Annotated in this window: 15 protein-coding genes; 3 read left to right on the plus strand and 12 right to left on the minus strand. The window is 65.9% G+C overall.

What is annotated here, in order from left to right:
* The coding region (locus ABFC67_RS07065; protein WP_346737311.1) for a GDP-mannose 4,6-dehydratase at window positions 1–157 on the plus strand (157 nt) is incomplete at its 5' end.
* A gap of 126 nt (window positions 158–283) precedes the next feature.
* Complete coding sequence (locus ABFC67_RS07070; RefSeq protein WP_346737286.1) at window positions 284–2851, plus strand: hypothetical protein; 2568 nt, start codon at window positions 284–286, stop codon at window positions 2849–2851.
* A 253-nt stretch (window positions 2852–3104) separates the two neighbouring features.
* On the opposite strand, the gene ABFC67_RS07075 is transcribed toward ABFC67_RS07070, so the two are convergent.
* The 3 genes from ABFC67_RS07075 to ABFC67_RS07085 form a co-directional block, all read right to left on the minus strand.
* Window positions 3105–4517, minus strand: coding sequence for a mannose-1-phosphate guanylyltransferase/mannose-6-phosphate isomerase (locus ABFC67_RS07075; RefSeq protein WP_346737287.1), 1413 nt, complete (start codon window positions 4515–4517; stop codon window positions 3105–3107).
* A gap of 69 nt (window positions 4518–4586) precedes the next feature.
* Window positions 4587–5540: a glycosyltransferase family 2 protein gene (locus tag ABFC67_RS07080; protein ID WP_346737288.1), complete on the minus strand. Its 954-nt coding sequence runs from the start codon at window positions 5538–5540 to the stop codon at window positions 4587–4589.
* Window positions 5541–5583: 43 nt separating this feature from the next.
* A complete protein-coding gene (locus ABFC67_RS07085) occupies window positions 5584–7542 on the minus strand; it encodes an acetoacetate--CoA ligase (RefSeq protein WP_346737289.1) in 1959 nt (652 codons plus the stop codon).
* A 192-nt stretch (window positions 7543–7734) separates the two neighbouring features.
* Here ABFC67_RS07085 and ABFC67_RS07090 point away from each other — a divergent pair, with 192 nt between their 5' ends.
* Entirely contained in the window at window positions 7735–10038 is a 2304-nt protein-coding gene (locus ABFC67_RS07090) for an FG-GAP-like repeat-containing protein (protein WP_346737290.1), read from the plus strand.
* 130 nt (window positions 10039–10168) lie between these two features.
* Here the strand turns inward: ABFC67_RS07090 and ABFC67_RS07095 are convergent, their stop codons facing one another.
* The 9 genes from ABFC67_RS07095 to ABFC67_RS07135 form a co-directional block, all read right to left on the minus strand.
* Window positions 10169–11071, minus strand: coding sequence for a hypothetical protein (locus tag ABFC67_RS07095; RefSeq protein WP_346737291.1), 903 nt, complete (start codon window positions 11069–11071; stop codon window positions 10169–10171).
* A complete protein-coding gene (locus ABFC67_RS07100; RefSeq protein WP_346737292.1) occupies window positions 11068–11682 on the minus strand; it encodes a methyltransferase domain-containing protein in 615 nt (204 codons plus the stop codon). Before ABFC67_RS07100 ends, ABFC67_RS07095 begins: the two co-directional genes overlap by 4 nt.
* A 21-nt stretch (window positions 11683–11703) precedes the next feature.
* The gene (locus ABFC67_RS07105) at window positions 11704–12249 is read right to left on the minus strand and encodes a class I SAM-dependent methyltransferase (protein WP_346737293.1); all 546 of its coding nucleotides are present in this window, start codon (window positions 12247–12249) and stop codon (window positions 11704–11706) included.
* Between the two features lie 61 nt (window positions 12250–12310).
* Complete coding sequence (locus ABFC67_RS07110; protein ID WP_346737294.1) at window positions 12311–13249, minus strand: FAD-binding protein; 939 nt, start codon at window positions 13247–13249, stop codon at window positions 12311–12313.
* Between the two features lie 115 nt (window positions 13250–13364).
* The gene (locus tag ABFC67_RS07115) at window positions 13365–14111 is read right to left on the minus strand and encodes an electron transfer flavoprotein subunit beta/FixA family protein (RefSeq protein WP_346737295.1); all 747 of its coding nucleotides are present in this window, start codon (window positions 14109–14111) and stop codon (window positions 13365–13367) included.
* A gap of 365 nt (window positions 14112–14476) precedes the next feature.
* Window positions 14477–15490, minus strand: coding sequence for a UDP-glucose 4-epimerase GalE (gene galE, locus ABFC67_RS07120; RefSeq protein WP_346737296.1), 1014 nt, complete (start codon window positions 15488–15490; stop codon window positions 14477–14479).
* 191 nt (window positions 15491–15681) lie between these two features.
* Window positions 15682–16602, minus strand: a complete 921-nt coding sequence (locus tag ABFC67_RS07125; protein WP_346737297.1) for a hypothetical protein — start codon at window positions 16600–16602, stop codon at window positions 15682–15684.
* 1 nt (window position 16603) lies between these two features.
* Entirely contained in the window at window positions 16604–17236 is a 633-nt protein-coding gene (locus ABFC67_RS07130) for a LysE family translocator (RefSeq protein WP_346737298.1), read from the minus strand.
* A gap of 164 nt (window positions 17237–17400) precedes the next feature.
* Window positions 17401–17967, minus strand: a complete 567-nt coding sequence (locus ABFC67_RS07135; protein ID WP_346737299.1) for a class I SAM-dependent methyltransferase — start codon at window positions 17965–17967, stop codon at window positions 17401–17403.
* Window positions 17968–17974 lie beyond the last annotated feature (7 nt).

The following is a 17974-nucleotide window of genomic DNA, read 5'->3' on the forward strand; positions in this document are numbered from 1 at the left end:
GCGGTTTTACCGGCCGGCCGAGGTGGACCTGCTGATCGGCGATCCGGGCAAGGCGCGCGCCGAGCTGGGCTGGCAGGCGCAGACCACCCTCGAGCGGCTGTGCGCGTTGATGGTCGAAGCCGACCTCAGCCGCAATCGGCGCGGCAGGTCGTCCTGAAGGCTACCCGTTGCGGCGACCGGGCGTGCGGCGAACCACTGCAGGTGTATGCGCGAGCCGGCAGCATTGGGGCGCGATTTGCGGAGATAACGAAAGTCCGCCGACAGCGGCGGCATAGGGGGAGGGATGAGTCAGCGTAACGAGGGCGCCGGTGCGCGTATGGACCGCGCGTTGGAGCTGGTGGCCGTATTCGTGCTGGTGACCAGTTTTGTCGGGCTAAGCTCGACGCTGGCGGGCTATTTTTTAGCACCTCAGGTCTGGATTGTTTCGGTGCTTGTAACCGGAACCTATGCGTGGCGAACGCATGCGCGCCCGTCGGCGCTTGGACCGGGGCCACGCTGGCAACACCTGGCGCTGCTGGTGCTTGTCGCGCTTTTCTTCCGCTTGCCCGCCTATCAATACGTGCTGGGCGGGCAGGATCAGGGGCTGTACGTCAACATCGCCAACTATATCGAGCGTACCGGCGGCGTCGAGGTTCGCGACACCGTGCTCGACCGGCTTGACGACAGTGCCTTCAAGGACGAGTACCTGCGCGACAACCGGGGCCGTGGCGTCTTCGTCGCCGGCGTGTACGCGCGTGACGGCGCGAGCCCCAGGCTCGAATTCCAGTTCTACCATCTCTTCCCGGTGTGGATGGCACTGTTCGGGGGCGTATTCGGCGCCACGTTTGGCGTCTACGCGCTTACGCTGTTCGCTCTCCTTTCGATTCTGTTCTTCCACCGGCTGACGCTTGTCGTCACTCGTTCGCACGCCGCGGCGTTGGCGGCTGGGCTTCTGCTCGCGCTGTCCCCGCTGCACGCGTTCTTCTCGAAATTTCCCGTAACCGAAGTCCCAACGCTCGCATTCTCGCTGATAGGGTTTACTTATCTCGCGGCCTGCTGGAGCAGCACGTCGTCGTTACGGCAGCGGCGCTGGCTGTGGATATCCGTGGCCGCGTTCGCAGCGCTGTTCACCACCCGGATCAGCGGGTTGATGTACATGCCGTTTGTCGTCGCGGCGGCGGTCGCCGCGGTGTCTTGCGATCCGGATGATGGACGACGCCGTGTAGTCGTGTGCTGGGCCGTTGCGGTCGTAGGGTTGTACCTGCTGTCCGTCGTCTACGGCCTTCACTGGTCGTACTACTACGCGACGGATATCTATCGGATCTTCTTCGCGGGGCCGCTCGGCGCGCATTGGCCGTCGCATATCGTCGCGCTGGCTGTGCTAGGGATCGCGTTCTGGTTCGGTTTGACCATGTTCGCCCGCAGACCCGGCGGCGCCGCGGTCGTTGCGCGTTGGCTGGTCGTACCGGTGCGTTCGGGCATTGCCGTCGTTGTTCTGCTCGGTCTGGCAATCGGCTTGTTCAAGATCTATCGGCTGGGTTGGACGGCGCACTACGCCACCGACCCATGGCTATCCACTGCGTGGGGGCTCGCCGGTTCCGGTTGGAGAGCGGCGCGCGCATCGAGTCTGGCCGGTCTGGCCGTCTATCTTGGTCCGCTGATTCCACTGGTATTTATGTTTGCGGTGCTGCGCAGGCAGGCCGACCCAAGAATCGAATTCCTGCGCGTCTTCATCGCAGGCTTCTTCGTCTATACGGCCATACTCCAATGGACGATTCCCTACGGACCGTACTACGCCCGCTACCTGCTCAGCGAGCTGGTGCCGTATATGATCCTGTTCGTGGTGTGCTGTTGGGCAGGCATGCCGCCAGGACGAGGACGCATCATCGTTGCTGCCGCCTTGGCATTGAGTACGGCTTATGCGGGTGCGACGACGATGTCGCAGATCGGCAAGCGCGAAAATGACGGCCTTTATGCGGGCTTGCGCCATCTCGTTTCCCGTGTCGACAGTGCCGACGTAATCCTGCTCGACTCGCTCGGACCTGGACTGCCAAATACGCATGAAATCAAAACCCCGCTTGTCTACACGTTCGGACTTTCCGTTGTCGCTATCGACGACGCCAGCCTCGACGATGCTTCTTATGTTTCCGCACTGAACAGTCGGTACGACGACGTGTACCTGATATCGCCCAATGCGAACCCACCGCGGGGATTCGCTCCGATCGACAGCACGCGGATCAGGGTCTGGGCATTCCGATGGGGTTATGGGCCACCGGTACGGATTTTCCTGCGCGAAGACATGCGTCTCTATATGCATCGTCTGGAGCGGCCCATGTTTCCATTCGGAACTTCCGAATATTTCCACGCTCCGGGTGCATGGAATTCTTGGTTGGCTTCCGGATGGAGTAATCCGGAAGCGTGGGGTGTGTGGAGTATCGGCAAGAGCGCCCAATTGCAGATCGATCCGCGTCAACTGCCGGAGCGAAAAGGTGGGATCGCACTTCAGTTCGCCGCTCAGGCATTCATAACCCCGAAGCACCCGCGGCAGACCGTTCGTGTAAGCGTCAACGGATCGCTGGTGAATGCATATACCGTGACCTATCCGAACAACCGTGTGCGGATGTCGGTTCCGCTGTCGCGAGACCTTCTTGATGGGACGCGTAAGATCGTCATCAACTTCGATCTTCCCGACGCCACATCGCCCAAGGCCGTAAGCTTGAGCAATGACATGCGGGTGCTTGCCTTGGGGCTTGTCAGCGTTACCGCAATGGACGCACCTTCGGACCAGAGCGCCGCACCGTCGGCCGATCGATTGCACTCAGGGCCGAATCCCGACACCCCAACGGGTCCCCCGAAAAACGGTACGCGTTGAAGCGTCCGCCCCGGAAATGGCCCCGTTCGCCTGCTACGCGTGCGAGGCTCGGCGACCTTCGGCTGATTGCGGCGCGCGGATCCGGCAATGGCCTGAGGTCCAGCGGAAGCCCGCCGGATCGACGGGGCGGGGGGGGCAGCGGCCGGCGTGGGAGAGAACCCGTGCCGGGTGGCGCCGAAGTGCAGGATATCCGGCCCCGATTGCAGCGAGTCAATCAGCGACTTCGGTCAGACCGGCGTTGTACGAGCGAAGCTCAGCTCCGCCCGTACACGTCCTCGAGACGCACAATGTCATCCTCGCCGAGGTAGCTGCCCGACTGCACCTCGATCAGCTCCAGCGGCACCTTGCCCGGATTGCGCAGCCGGTGCACGCTGCCGAGCGGCAGGTAGGTGCTCTGGTTCTCGCCGAGCAGGAAGACCTCGCTGTCGCGGGTGACTTCGGCGGTGCCCGACACGACGATCCAGTGCTCGGCGCGATGGTGGTGCTTCTGCAGGCTGAGCGCCGCGCCCGGCTTGACCATGATGCGCTTGACCTGGAAGCGGTCGCCCATGTCGATCGAGTCGTAACTGCCCCAGGGGCGGTAAACCTTGCGGTGGAAGAGATGCTCCGGCCGATCCGCGGCCTTGAGCCGGTCGACCAGCTTCTTCACGTCCTGCACGCGGTCGCGCGAGGCGACCAGGACCGCATCCGGCGTGTCGACCACGATCAGGTCCTCGACGCCGAGCATCGCCACCATGCGGCGTTCGGAGCCGCGCACGTAGCAGTTGGTGCTGTCGACGGCGAGCACGTCGCCTTCCAGCCGGTTGCCGTCGTCGTCGCGCTCGGAGGCGGCCCACAGCGCGGCCCATGAGCCGATGTCGCTCCAGCCGCAACTCACCGGCACCACGGCGGCGCGCGTGGTCTTCTCCATCACCGCGTAGTCGATCGAATCATCCGGAACCGCGGCGAACGCTGCCTTGTCGACGCGCGTGAAATCGAGATCGGCATGTGCGCTGCGGAATGCGACCTCGACCGCCGCATGCATCGCCGGCGCATGCTGGGCAAGTTCTTCGAGGAAGCGGGAGGCCTTGAACATGAACATGCCCGAGTTCCAGTCGTAGCCGCCGGCGGCGAGGTAGGACTCGGCGGTGGCGCGGTCGGGCTTCTCGACGAAGGCGTCGATGCGAAAGCCGTGGGCGTCGATCGCCTCCGCCCTGCGGATGTAGCCGAACCCGGTTTCCGGGGCATCCGGACGGATGCCGAACGTCACCAGCCAGCCCTGCGCGGCCAGTGGATGCGCCATGGCGACGGCGTCGGAGAAACTCGCGGTATCGCCGATCAGGTGGTCCGCCGGCAGGACGAGCAGGATCGCGTCGGCGTCCTCGGCCAGCGCCTGCATCGCCGCCAGCGCGATCGCCGGCGCAGTGTTGCGCGCGATCGGCTCGAGCAGGATCGAGGCGCCGGCGACGCCGAGTTCCAGCAACTGCTCCGCGACAAGGAAGCGGTGATCCTCGCTGCACACGACGATCGAGCCATCGACCTCCGGCAGCGCCCGGGCACGGGCAACCGTCTGCTGGAACAGCGTCGTGTCACCCGCCAAGGGCAGGAACTGCTTGGGAAGGTTCTTGCGGGACAGCGGCCACAGGCGCGTGCCGCTGCCGCCGCTGAGAATGACTGGAACAAGCATTTGTCGACTCCAAAACCCGATCGAAAAGATTGCCGGCAAGCTGCCGGCGATGCCCGGAAACGTCTGCGTTCAGTGCTCGCGACGCCGCTGCGTCTCGAGCTGCTGCAATCGCACGTTCACGCGTTCGAGCAGTTTGCGATTTGCCGAGATCAGTTCGGCGATCAGCCCCATCATGAACAGCAGCATGCCGAGGATGATGCACATCGAGGCGAATACGACCGACTGGACGTGGCCTTCGCCCTGGCCGAGCAGGTACAGATAGAGGAAGCGGGTGCCGACGATCGAGCCCAGCCCCAGGATGATGACGCCGATCCAGAAGAACAGCGCCAGCGGCCGGTAGATCACGAACACCCGCAGGATGGTGATCAGCGAGCGCTTGACGTAGCTGGAAATGCTCTTGACCAGCCGCGAGGGGCGCAGGTCTGCGTTGGTGCGGATCGGCACCGAGATGACCCGCATGTTGCACAATCCCGCCTGGATGATGGTTTCGAGGGTGTAGGTGTAGGCATTGAAAACGTTCAGGCGCATGGCGGCCTCGCGCGAGACGGCGCGAAATCCGCTCGGCGCGTCGGCCACGTCGGTCTTGCTGGCCATGCGCACGGCCCAGCTGCCGAGCCGCTGCAGCTTCTTCTTGATCCAGGAGAAGTGCTCGGTTTCGTCGATCGGGCGCGCGCCGATCACCATGTCGGCCTGATGGTCCAGGATCGGTCGGACCAGTTTGGGGATGTCGTCGGCGCAGTACTGGTTATCGGCGTCGGTGTTGACGATCACATCGGCGCCGAGGCGCAGCGCCGCGTCGATGCCGGTCATGAACGCGGCGGCCAGCCCCCGGTTGACCGGGTGCCGCACGACATGATCGACCCCCAACTGCTTCGCCAGCGCGCCGGTGTTGTCGGTCGAGCCGTCGTCCACGATCAGCCATTCGACTTCATCGAAGCCGTCCACCCGGCGCGGCAGCTCGCCCAGCGCGATGGCCAGCGTCTGCGCCTCGTTCAGGCACGGGATCTGGATCACCAGCTTCATTGGCTTTCGTCCTTGTGCCCTCGTGGCGGTTGGGGTCGGTGGCCTAGCGAGCGAGCTCATCGGCCAGCGCCCGATAGTGCGTCAGCGCCTGCGGGTTGGCCAGCGCGTCGGTGTTCTTCACCACCTTGCCGTGGATGGTGTCGCGCACGGCGATCTCGCTGATCTTGCCCGAGATCGTGCGCGGGATGTCGGCGACCTGCAGGATCTTCGCCGGCACGTGGCGCGGCGTGGTGTTGGCGCGGATCTGCTGGCGGATCTTCTCGCGCAGGCCGTCGTCGAGGGTGAGGCCGTCGCGCAGGCGCACGAACAGCACCACGCGCTCGTCGCCTTCCCATTTCTGGCCGACCGCGATCGACTCCAGCACCTCGTGCACCTGCTCGACCTGGCGGTAGATCTCGGCGGTGCCGATGCGCACGCCGCCCGGGTTCAGGGTCGCGTCGGAGCGGCCGTAGATGATCATGGTGTTGCGGTCGGTCAGCTCGGCGTAGTCGCCGTGGCACCAGACGTTTGGGATGCGGGCGAAGTAGGCGTTGCGGTACTTCTCCCCGTCGGGATCGTTCCAGAAGCCGACCGGCATCGACGGGAATGGCGCCAGGCAGGCCAGTTCGCCCGGCGCATTGCGCACCGGCTTGCCGGCGTCGTCCAGCACCTCGACCTTCATGCCGAGCCCGCGGCACTGCAGTTCGCCGCGATAGACCGGCAGCAGCGGCGAGCCCAACGCGAAACAGGAAATGATGTCGGTGCCGCCGGAGATCGAGGCCAGCAGCACGTTTTCCTTCACGTCGCGATAGACGTAGTCGAAGCTCTCCGGCGCCAGCGGCGAGCCGGTGGAGAGGATGGTCCTCAGGTGGGCCAGCTTGTGCGTCTCGCGCGGCCGGATGCCGGCCTTCTCGATCGCGGCGATCCACTTGGCGCTGGTGCCGAACACGCTGATGCCGACCTCGTCGGCCAGGTCCCACAGCGCGTTGCCGTCGGGATGGAACGGCGAGCCGTCGTACAGCACCACGGTCGCGCCCACCGCCAGGCTGGACACCAGCCAGTTCCACATCATCCAGCCGCAGGTGGTGTAGTAGAAGATGCGGTCTTCGCGCTTGAGGTCGGTGTGCAGCACCAGTTCCTTGAGGTGCTGCAGCAGGGTGCCGCCGGCGCCGTGCACGATGCACTTGGGCACGCCGGTGGTGCCCGAGGAATACATGATGTAGACGGGGTGGTCGAACGGCGTCGGCGTGAATTCGACGGGGTGTTCGGCGTTGCCGGCGAAGTCCGGCCAGGCGACGGCGCCACGCAGGCCGTCGAGCCGCAGCGGCCGGCCGGAGTAGGGGATCACCACCAGGCGCTCGATGCCGGGGATGCGGTCCAGCACGCCGCGGATCTTGTCGAGGCAGTCGTGCGTCTTGCCGCCGTACGGGTAGGCGTCGGCGGTGAACAGCACCTTCGGCGCGATCTGGCCGAAGCGGTCGACCACGCCGTTGATGCCGAAGTCCGGCGAGCACGACGACCACGTCGCGCCCAGCGAGGTCGCCGCGAGCATGGCGATCACCGTTTCCGGCATATTCGGCAGGAAGCCGGCGACGCGGTCGCCCGCTACCACGCCGGCTTCGCGCAGCGCGTGCGCGACGCGGCCCACCTCGGCGTGCAGTTCCGCATAGGTGTACTGGCGCCGGTGGCCCCATTCGTTGCGGAACACCAGCGCGAGCTTGTCGTCCTTGTAGCGCAGCAGGTTCTGCGCGAAGTTCAGCCGCACGTTCGGGAACCACTTCGCCCCGGGCATGCGCTCGCCATCGACCAGCACCGGCTCGCGCTCGCCGCTGGCGCGGATGCCGCAGAAGTCCCAGACCAGCGGCCAGAAGCGCTCCGGATGCGTCACCGAGTAGTCGTACAGCGGCGCATGGCGCCGCAATTCCTCGTTGCCGGTCTCCTCGCGCGCGAAGCGCAGGAAGCGGCTGAGGTTGGAGCGCTCGATGCGCTCGTCGGTGGGGGTCCAGAGCTTTTCGGTTTCCATGATGGCGTGATTTGGGATTATCCAAACTTCGAAATTGTTGCGCGGTTGCTCGAGAGAGTCCTGGCCGATTGAGCGACGGTTAATTGGCAGTTAACGCGAACCCGCCATTTTCCAGGTTGCCGATTGCGTTAATATCCCCGCGCCGTCGTTGGCGGCCCCCGTTTCGGTCAACAGCTTCTTGAGGGTACCCGCGTGCGTTCCATCCTGATCCTGGCAGCACTTCTGGTGCTCGCATCCGTTGCGCCCGTGCAGGCGAAGGACCGTTACCTGCTCGGTTCGTCGGTCTACGCCCAGTCTGTCACGGTTGGCATCCGCAAACTCTACCCCGCCACGATCGACGAGGACCAGGCGATTGCCGCCGCCGCCGAAGGCAGCGGCTTGTGGGTGCCTCTCGCCTCCGGCGGCCGCGTCTACGTCAAGTACGTGCGGAACGAAGTTTACGCGAACGGCGACTGGAGCTGGATAGGTGAGGTTGCCACAGCGATCGGCAAGCAGTCGGCGGTGCTGACTTTTGGCAAGGACGCGGTGTTCGGCAGCATCCCGATGCCCTCGGGGCGCGCGCTGCACATCGTGCGGCACGAAGGCAAGGCGTGGGTCGCCCAGGTCGACCCTGCCCTGGCGGCGCAGAGCGTGGCGCTGATGGCGAATGCGGTGCGCCGCAATGACGCGCTCGCTCCCCCAACGGCTCGCTTCCGCCGCGGCGCAAATACGCGGCTGCAGCCCAGCGAGGATACCGCGGCGCCCCTGTCCGCTGCTTCCGCGCAGGTCACTGCGAGCGCGACGGCTGCGAGCGCGACGGCTGCGAGCGGCCCGGTGGTCGACGTGATGATCGCCTACACCGCCGGCTTTGCGACCGGACTGGGCTCGGACTCGGCGGCGCAGACGCGGCTGAACTATCTGGTCGCCTACGCGAACCAGACTTACGTCAACAGCAAGGTCAATCTGCGCATACGGCTGGTGGAGACCGTCAAGGTCAGCTATCCGGACAACACGCTCAACGACAACGCGTTGTTCGACCTGTCCGGGTTCGACGACAACGGCAACAGCGTGACGATTCCCGCATCGCTGTCGACGCTGCCGACCCTGCGCGTGCAGTACGGCGCCGACCTGGTCGCGCTGGTGCGCAAGTACGACCATGCTACCAACGGCAGCTGCGGCATCGCCTGGCTGAACGGTGCGGGTGCGGTCGGGGTCGTGCAGGACGACTATCCTGCAGGCATGGCGGTGATCAGCGACGGCACCGACGCGGGCTATTACTGCGAGGACAAGGCGCTGACCCATGAGCTCGGCCACACCATGGGCCTGGCGCACGACATCGCCAACGCCAGCAAGGACAGCAGCAACAACCCGATTCCTGGTGCGTACGCCTACTCCTACGGTTACAAGACCAGCGTCAGCGGCAACACCGGCTTCGGCACGATCATGGCCTACGAGGGTGCCACCCAAGAGTCGGTGCAGGTGTTCTCCAGCCCGAACCTGCTGTGCCAGAACGTGCCGTGCGGCGTCGCCAACCAGGCCGACAACGCGCGGACGCTAAATCAGACGGCAGCAACCGTTGCCACGTTCGAGGCGACCAAGGTGCCGTTGAGCGCGCAGCGCATCCGGAACGACGTCGACAACGATGGGCGGTCGGACATCCTCTGGCGCTACACCTCGGGAGGTAGCGGAGCGTTCGGTTACTGGATCATGAACGGCTCCACGGTCGCCAAGACCTGGGCGGTTTCAACCGGCACCGGCTATCACGTAGCTGCGACAGGCGATTTCAATGGCGATGGTTACCTGGACATCGCCTGGACGAGCAGCAGTCGCGACGTGCGGCTCTGGTTTGGCAATGGGGTGTCGTTCAGCAGCAGCGCTTACGTGCGCAGCTACGGCGCTGGCTGGCAGATTATCGGCGCGGGCGATATCGACGGTGACGGCAAGTCCGATTTGCTCTTCCGCTACGTTTCAGGCTCTAGTGGCCAGTTCGGCTACTGGATCATGAATGGGTCCACAGTCGTCAGAACCTGGGCCACCGCGACCACGACAACGTATCGCGTGGGCGCCACCGGCGACTTCAACGGGGATGGTTATCTGGATATTGCGTGGACGAGCGCGGCGAACGACGTGAAGATGTGGTTCGGCAATGGCACGTCGTTCAGCAGCAGCGCGTATGCGGGGACTTTCGCCAAAGGCTGGTCGCTCATCGGCGGGGGCGACGTAGACGGCGACGGGAAGACCGACTTGCTGTTTCTCTACAACTCGGGTGGCGTCAGCCGCTTCGGCTACTGGAATATGAACGGATCGACCGTCGTGAGGACTTGGTCGACCTCGGTCAATCCGGCCTATCACGTCGCCTGTACCGGAGACTTCAACGGCGATGGCGATCTCGACGTGGCATGGACGAGCAATGCCAATGACATCCAGATCTGGTTCGGAAATGGGACCAGCTTTACTGGTAATACGTATGCCAGAAGCTTCGGGACGGGTTGGACGCCGATAGCCGACACCCCGTGAGGGGGCTGCTTCCCGCCGGTTCGCGATGCGGGGCGTTCGTTTGTTTGGAATCAGTGTGGCGGCCTGGTGCACCGGCATTGGTGGCATGCGACGTTCGCAGAGACAGAGTGCACGCAGGGCCGGTACGCCGTTAGGTTGCCGTTGCGTGCAGCGCTTTCAGGATGTGGCCGGCAAGGAAAGCCAGAAGATCGCCGCCGAGCGTAATGAGCCTAAACAGCAAGATGGCCGTCAACGTGGACGGCTCGGGATGGTGGCCGCCTGCGGCAAGCGCAAGAGCGGCCTCGCGCAGGCCTGCACCCGCGGGAGCCCCTGGCACCAGGAAGCCCACCAGCCACGCCGTGCTGCTCGCGCCGATGACGCTGTGGATCGGCTGCGCTGGCGAAGGGCTGAGCCACAACAACAACGCCCAGTAGAGCGTGCCGAAAATGGTGAAGAACACCATATACCCCACCGTTAGCGACGCCAACTTCGGTAGCCGGTAGGCCGGAATCCAACTTAGCGCACGGAATCTGCCGGGCAGCCAAGTGACGACCGGCAGCATGAGTAGCGGTACCGCTCCGGCGATGGCGGGGATGGGGGGAATCGATGGGATGAGCGCATGTAGCACGTGCCGACCGAGTGACAACACAAGGACGGCGCTGCCAACTGCCAGCAAGAGGGCCTCCATCACGGCAGCCGCCGCCAGTCGGCTGTGTCCAATGCCGAGTTGACGCCCGAGCATGTGGCGCCCGACGTACTGGAATACATTGCCCGGAAGGTATTTTCCGAATTGGCTTATGAGGTAAATGGATACAACCTCGGACCTGTGATTTCTCGATGCCGGCTCGATCACCACAAGCGCCGACCAGAGCATCGCCAGGAGTGCCACACTCAGGCCGTAGATCGCGGCGCCGAGCGCGACCACACCGACGAGTTGACCGCCCGTGAGCCCGGACGTCGTCAGCCCCGTGCGCGCCACGATGCGAACGAAATAGATAATTGCCGCCAGGCTAAGTGTCCAACTGACGGCGCGAAGGACGTGCTTGAGCTTCAAGTGCGAGGTTCGCAGAGGGCCATGGTCCACGGCAGGGGCGTGCGCACTTCAATCACCTTGAACCTGCGTCCTATCAGCTTCATGAATCCGCGTGTAGTCCAGTGCTGGACATGACCAGGCGTATTGCCGAGATTCCGGATGTACTTGCCGCGCATCAGGTTCATCATTCGCCAGATCGGTTCGCGCGGAACACTCGTGATCAGGCGATGGCCGCAGACTTCGTAGAGACGATCCACAGCCGACTCCGGATCGTCGACGTGTTCCATCACTTCGCAGCAGACGATCAGATCAGCGCGATCACGGTCGCGCCGGAGGTTGAAGATGCTGTCGCTGCGGAGGCTCAAGGAGACACCAGCGGCTGCCGACCGCCGGCGTGCCTCATCGACGATCTCGGGAGAGATATCGAAACCACTAACACGAATGCCACGTTTGGCGACTCTGATGGACAGTTCACCTTCGCCACAACCCACCTCGAGAGCTGTCTTCGCTTCGCCGCATTGGGCGAGAAGTCCATCGAACGAGTTCAGGAACCCCGCCATCAGCGCACGAGCGATAGGGTTCTTCGTGCCGTACTTGTCGTAGTAGTTGCCTGCGGGCTGCGCGTTGTCCATGGAATCACTCTCCATCGCCTTTCACTTGCGCAGAACCAGCAGCTGGTTGGCGCCCAGGAGGAAGCGTTCATATCGCTCGACGCTTAGACCGAGCGAGGCGGCAAGCTGCATCAGCGCTTTGCGATTCAGTAGGGATACGTGCTCTTCGCTCGCGTCATGGCTGAAGATGCCGATCTTGGCGCCGGCGTGATGGATCGGATCCAACAGGGGATTCGGCGTGGTGACTACGATACGCCCTCCTTCCTTGACCAGTGACCCGATTCGTTCGAGGAAGGCGCGTGGGTCGTCCGAGTGCTCGATCACTGCAAGGCTCACGATGCAGTCGAAGTCAGCCGTGATCGGTGGGACGGAGACAAAAGTATGGTCCGGGTGAAGACTGCGCGCGGCGGACACGGATGCAGTGTCGATGTCGTATCCGATGTATTTGGAGGGCGGTATGAAATCCGCAAGCACACCGGCACCGCAACCGAAATCGAGGATCTTTCCCCGGAGCCATGGCTTGACCGCAGCTAGGCGGTGTCTTTGGAGCCACGGCGAGAGCAGCCCTTGGGCGACCTGATTGGCCACTGGATCCCCTTTGATGGACCTCGTCGTAAGCCCGGATTGTGCTTGAGCCACAAGGGAATGGCTACAGCGCCTTCTCCAGCTCCGGCACCAGCGCGAACAAGTCGCCGACCAGGCCGATGTCGGCGACTTCGAAGATCGGCGCTTCGGCGTCCTTGTTGATGGCGACGATGGTGCCGGCGTCCTTGATGCCGGTGAGGTGCTGGATGGCGCCGGAGATGCCGACGGCGATGTAGAGCTCCGGCGCGATGATCTTGCCGGTCTGGCCGACCTGCAGGTCGCTCGGCACGTAGCCGGCGTCGACGGCGGCGCGCGAGGCGCCGACCGCGGCGCCGAGCTTGTCGGCCAGCTTGTAGATGATCGCGAAGTTCTCCGCCGAGCCGAGCGCGCGGCCACCGGAGACGACGCGCGCGGCGCTCTGCAGGTCGGGGCGGTCGCTCTTGCCCTGGCTCAGCTCGACGAAGCGCGTGTGGTTCGGCAGTTCGACGGCGAGGTTCAGCGCCTCGACCGGCGCTGCGGCGGCGGCGCTGCCGGCGGCGGCGTAGGAGGCGACGCGCACGGTGCCGAGCAGCACGCGGTCCTGCGGCGCCTCGACGCTGACGATGGCGTTGCCGGCGTAGATCGGCCGCTTGAAAGCGTGGAGGCCGTCGACCGCCATGATGTCGCTGACCTGGGCCGCGCCGAGCAGTGCGGCGACGCGCGGCAGCAGATCCTTGCCGAAGGTGGTCGAGGGCGCCAGCACGTGGCTGTAGCCGGCGGCGGCGGCGGCGACCTGCGGCGCGTAGACGGCGGCCAGCGGATGCGCGTTCTCGGCGCGGGCGACGGTCAGCACCTTGGAGACGCCGTCCAGCTTCGCCGCCTCGGCGGCGATCGCGTCGACCGCGTCGGCCAGCACCAGCACGGCGATCTCGCCGCCGATCTGCTTCGCGCAGGTGACGCACTTGGCGGTGGCGGGGTTGAGCTTGCCGCCCAGGTGTTCGGCGACGATCAGGATCTTGCTCATGGCTTGCCCTTCGTATCTCGTAGGGTGGGCCTTGGCCCACCGGTGCGTGAGGTGGGCTTGAGCCCACCCTACACGAATGTGCGCGCCATCCGCGGCAAACGGACGGCAACCCGCGTCACAGCAGGCCCTTGGCCTTCAGCGCCGCGACCAGTTCCGGCACGTCCTTCACCATCACGCCCTTCTGGCGCTTCGGCGGCGGCGCGTAGTGCGTGGTCCTGAGATGGTCGCCGGACTCGACGCCAAGCGATGCGAACTCGACCGTCTCGATCGGCTTGGACTTGGCCTTCATGATGTCCGGCAGCTTGATGAAGCGCGGCTCGTTGAGGCGCAGGTCCGTGGTGATCACCGCGGGCAGGTCGATCTCCAGCGTTTCCAGGCCGGCGTCGACCTCGCGGGTGACGCGTGCCTTGCCGTCGGCGACCTCGACCTTGCTGGCGAACGTGGCCTGCGGGCGGTTCCACAGCGCGGCCAGCATCTGGCCGGTCTGGCTGCAGTCGTCGTCGATCGCCTGCTTGCCGACGATCACCAGTTGCGGCTGCTCCTTCTCGATCAGCTTGAGGAAGGCGCGCGCGGCGGTCAGCGGCTGCACGGCGTCGGGCGTGGCCACGTGGATGGCGCGGTTGGCGCCCATGGCGAGGCCGTTGCGCAGGTGCGCCTGCAGGTCGGCCGGGCCGATGCCGACGATGACCACGTCGGTGGCGACGCCCTTCTCGCGCAGGCGCAACGCCTCCTCGAGCGCGATGTCGTCGAACGGATTGGCGGACAGCTTGACGCCCTCGGACGCCACGCCGGAGCCGTCGGGCTTGACCGTGATGCGGACGTTGAAGTCCACCACGCGCTTGTAGCCGACCAGGATCTTCATGCCGGGGAATTCCTTGCCTGTGGGATCCCGCCGCGGCGGGACGTAGTGCCTTTCAAACGCTCATTTTAACCCGGAGCGGTTGTGTCCGCCCGCGTGCGGATCCGGGCAGTCGTCCGCGGTTCGCGCGCGGCGGAAGCCGCGGCGTTGCCCTTCCCCTCTCCCCGAGGGGAGACAAGATCGTTGCGATGTGCAGTGGGCCGCCGCGCCACGCGTGGAACGTGATGCGTTCACTCGGCGTAGCCGCCCGGATTGGCCGACTGTCGGCACCAGGCGCCGGCGCACATGCGCTCCCCCGCCGGGAAGAGGGAGACAAGATCGTTGCGAGGCGCGCAGCGCCGCCGCACCGCGTGCGGAACGCAATGCGTTCACTCGGCGTACCCGTGCGGGTTCGCCGACTGCCAGCGCCAGGCGTCCGCGCACATGCGCTCGATGCCGAACTCGGCCTTCCAGCCCATCAGCCGCGCGGCCAGCGCGGGGTCGGCGTAGCACGCGGCGACATCGCCGGCGCGGCGCGGCGCGAACCGCACCGGCACCGGCCGTCCGCTGGCCTCCTCGAAGGCGCGCACCATCTCGAGCACGCTGCAGCCGCTGCCGGTGCCGAGGTTGACGGTGAAACCGGCGTCGGTGCGCGCCAGCGTGTCGATCGCGTCGACGTGCGCGCGGGCGAGGTCGACCACGTGGATGTAGTCGCGCACGCCGGTGCCGTCGCGGGTCGGATAGTCGTTGCCGTAGACGTTGAGGTACGGGCGGCGCCCGACCGCGACCTGGCAGACGTACGGCATCAGGTTGTTCGGCGTGCCGGCCGGATCCTCGCCGATCAGGCCGGACGCATGCGCGCCGACCGGATTGAAGTAGCGCAGCACCGCGGCGCGGAACGCGGGATCCGCCGCGCACAGGTCGCCGATCAGCTCCTCCATCACCAGCTTGGTGCGGCCGTAGGGATTGGTCACGCGTAGCGGCGCGGATTCGGGGATCGGGCAGGCGTCGGGATCGCCGTACACCGTGGCCGAGGAGCTGAACACCAGATGGCGGATGCCGGCGTCGCGCATCGCCTGCAGCAGCACGATGGTGCCGGTGATGTTGTTGTCGAAGTAGGCCAGCGGCTTCTGCCAGGACTCGCCGACCGCCTTCAGCGCGGCGAAGTGGATCACCACGTCGATCGGCCGTTCGCGGAACACCGCGGCCAGCGCGCGCGCGTCGCGCACGTCGGCTTCGACGAAATCCGGGCGCAGGCCGGTGATCGCGGCGAGGCGTTCCAGCACGCGCGGCGAGGCGTTGCACAGGTTGTCGAGGATCAGCACCTCGTGGCCGCGCTGGATCAGCTCGACGCAGGTGTGCGAACCGATGTAACCGGCGCCGCCGGCGACCAGGACCTTCATGGCGGAATTCCATTCCGGAGGAAGCGAGGCGGGATCATACCCGCTCGCCCGCGGCAGCCGGCTGACCGCGATCAGGGCCTCGAGGTAGATCGCAAGGTGGGCGGCAGGGTGGGCCTCGGCCCACCATCGCCGATTCCGACGCTGCCGGGCGGTGGGCCAAGGCCCAGCCTACGACCACGCCTGTGCAGCGGTCAGGCCGAGGCGGCGGCGCGCGGCGCGGTGCAGCGGCGCAGGATCGCCGCGGCATAGCGTTCGACCGAGCCGGGCGCCTGCGCGAAGAACAGCGAGGGCTCGGTCAGTTCGAGTTCCAGCAGGCGCGGCCGGCCGTCGGCGTCGTGCAGCAGGTCGACGCGCGCGTACAGCAGCGGGCCGAACGGCAGCGCCTGCAGCACGCGCGCCGCCGCCGCGTGCTCCTCCGCGCCGGGGGTGCGCGGCGCGATGCGCTCGGCGGCGAACAGCGCGCGCGTCGGACCCTGATCGCGCTGCAGCAGCGGCGCCTTGCGGATGGCGTGGCTGAACGTGCCGTCGAAGAACAGCAGGGCGGTCTCGCCGTGTTCGTCGACGCGCTCGAGGTAGGGCTGCAGCAGCACGCTGCGGCCGGCGTCGAGCAGGCGACGCGCGTGCGCGGCCGCCGCGTCGCGCTGGCCGCGGCCGTAACGCTGTGCATCGCGCGAGCCGGCGCCGACGCAGGGCTTGACCACGAACTCGGCGGCGTCCGCGTGCGCGGCGAGAAAGGATTCGAGCGCCGCGACGGCGTCCTCGCCCGGTTCGACGAACGCGCTCGGCACCACCGGCACGCCGGCGCGCGCCAGCTCGCCGAGGTAGTGCTTGTCGGTGTTCCAGCGCACCACCTGCAGCGGATTGAGCAGCGTGGTCCGCGCCGCCGCGCGCGCGGCCCAGGCGAGGAATTCGGGCAGGCGCCCGGTGTAGTCCCAGGTCGAGCGCAGTACGGCGAGATCGAAGCGCGACCAGTCGGCGGCGGGATCGTCCCAGTCGACCACCGCGACCTCGGCGCCGGCGGCGCGCAGCGCGGCTTCCAGCGGGACGAGGTCGTCGTCGAGATCGCGCGCGGCGCGGGCGGTGACGAGGGCGATGCGGGGCGCGGTGGTCATGTCAGCGGGCCTTGTCGAGGGCGATGCGCGCGGCCAGCGCCAGCAGCGCCGCGCCGGCGGCCTGCTGCATGCGCTCGAACACGCGCGGGCGCGCCAGCAGCAGGTGGCGCAGTTGCGCGGCGGCGGTGGCGGTGACCAGGTTCATGGCCGTGCCGGAGGCGATCCACAGCGCCGCCAGCGCTGCCGTCTGCAGGGCGAGGTGGCCGCGCGCGGGATCGATGAACTGCGGCAGGATCGCCACCGCGAACAGCGCGATCTTCGGGTTGAGCAGATTGGTCATCGCGCCCTGCGCGAACGGGTGCGCCAGCAGCGTCGGGGCGCGTTCCGCCGAGAGCCGCGCTGGCTGGCGGATGAACCTGACGCCGATCCACGCGAGGTACAGCGCGCCGCCGATCTTCACCACCAGGTACGCCGTCGGCACCGCCAGCAGCAGCGCGGACAGCCCGGCCACCGCGCAGAAGGCGTGGAACAGGCAGGCGACGGCGATGCCCGCGCACACCGCCCAGCCGGCGCGCCGGCCGCGCGCGACCGCGTTCGACACGATGCACAGCACGTCCGGCCCCGGGATCAGCGCGAAGCCGACGTTGAGCACGCAGAAGGCGAGGGCGGTGGCGGCGCTGATGGGGGCGGTCATGGCGGCGATGCGTGGGCAAGGGGGGAACCGATCACGCTAGCAAACCTGTCAAGCCTCCCATCCTGCGGTGGATCGCCGGCGGGATGGTCTGGCCGGCATGGCCTTGGCCGTGCGCGGCCGGCGGTACACGCGCGCGCTGGCGCATCCGGCCCTAGTGCACGTGCCTACGTCCTCGCAAGCACGGCAATCTGGTTGCAGAAGAACTGGAATTTCCGATAGGACTTCAGTTGCAGGTCCACTTCCTTCGCCATCAGACGGAAACGGTGGTGGTTGTAGATCACGATGTGATCGTCTACGGCTGCTTTTGCAAAGAGCCCAATGCTTGCGCCAAGACGATGCACAACATCGTTCCCAAAGGGTGTTGGCGTTGTCATTACAATGATGCCGCCTGGCTTCAGCGCGTTGGCGACCTCGGACATCACATGCTGCTGATTGAACAAGTGTTCGATCAGCGCAACCATGAGAATGCAATCGAACTTGCGATCGAGTGCAAGAGAGTCGCGATCAAGATCTCTGGCGAAGAACTGGAAATTCGGATACCGGTCGCGAAGTTGCTGGACCGACTCTTCTGAGCGTTCGACACCGCAGTAGGAAGTTGTCTGTTTCCCGTACTGTTCGAGAATTGCAGCACGGCCAAGACTTCCGCAGCCAAGATCAAGGACATCTCCATGGATATATGAAGCTATCCTTGATGTCCGTGCCTTTGTCAGGTACGGCGTAAGTAATCCCATTGGTCGC

It is taken from the genome of Mizugakiibacter sp. (genome assembly GCF_039680435.1).
Classification (GTDB): domain Bacteria; phylum Pseudomonadota; class Gammaproteobacteria; order Xanthomonadales; family Rhodanobacteraceae; genus Mizugakiibacter.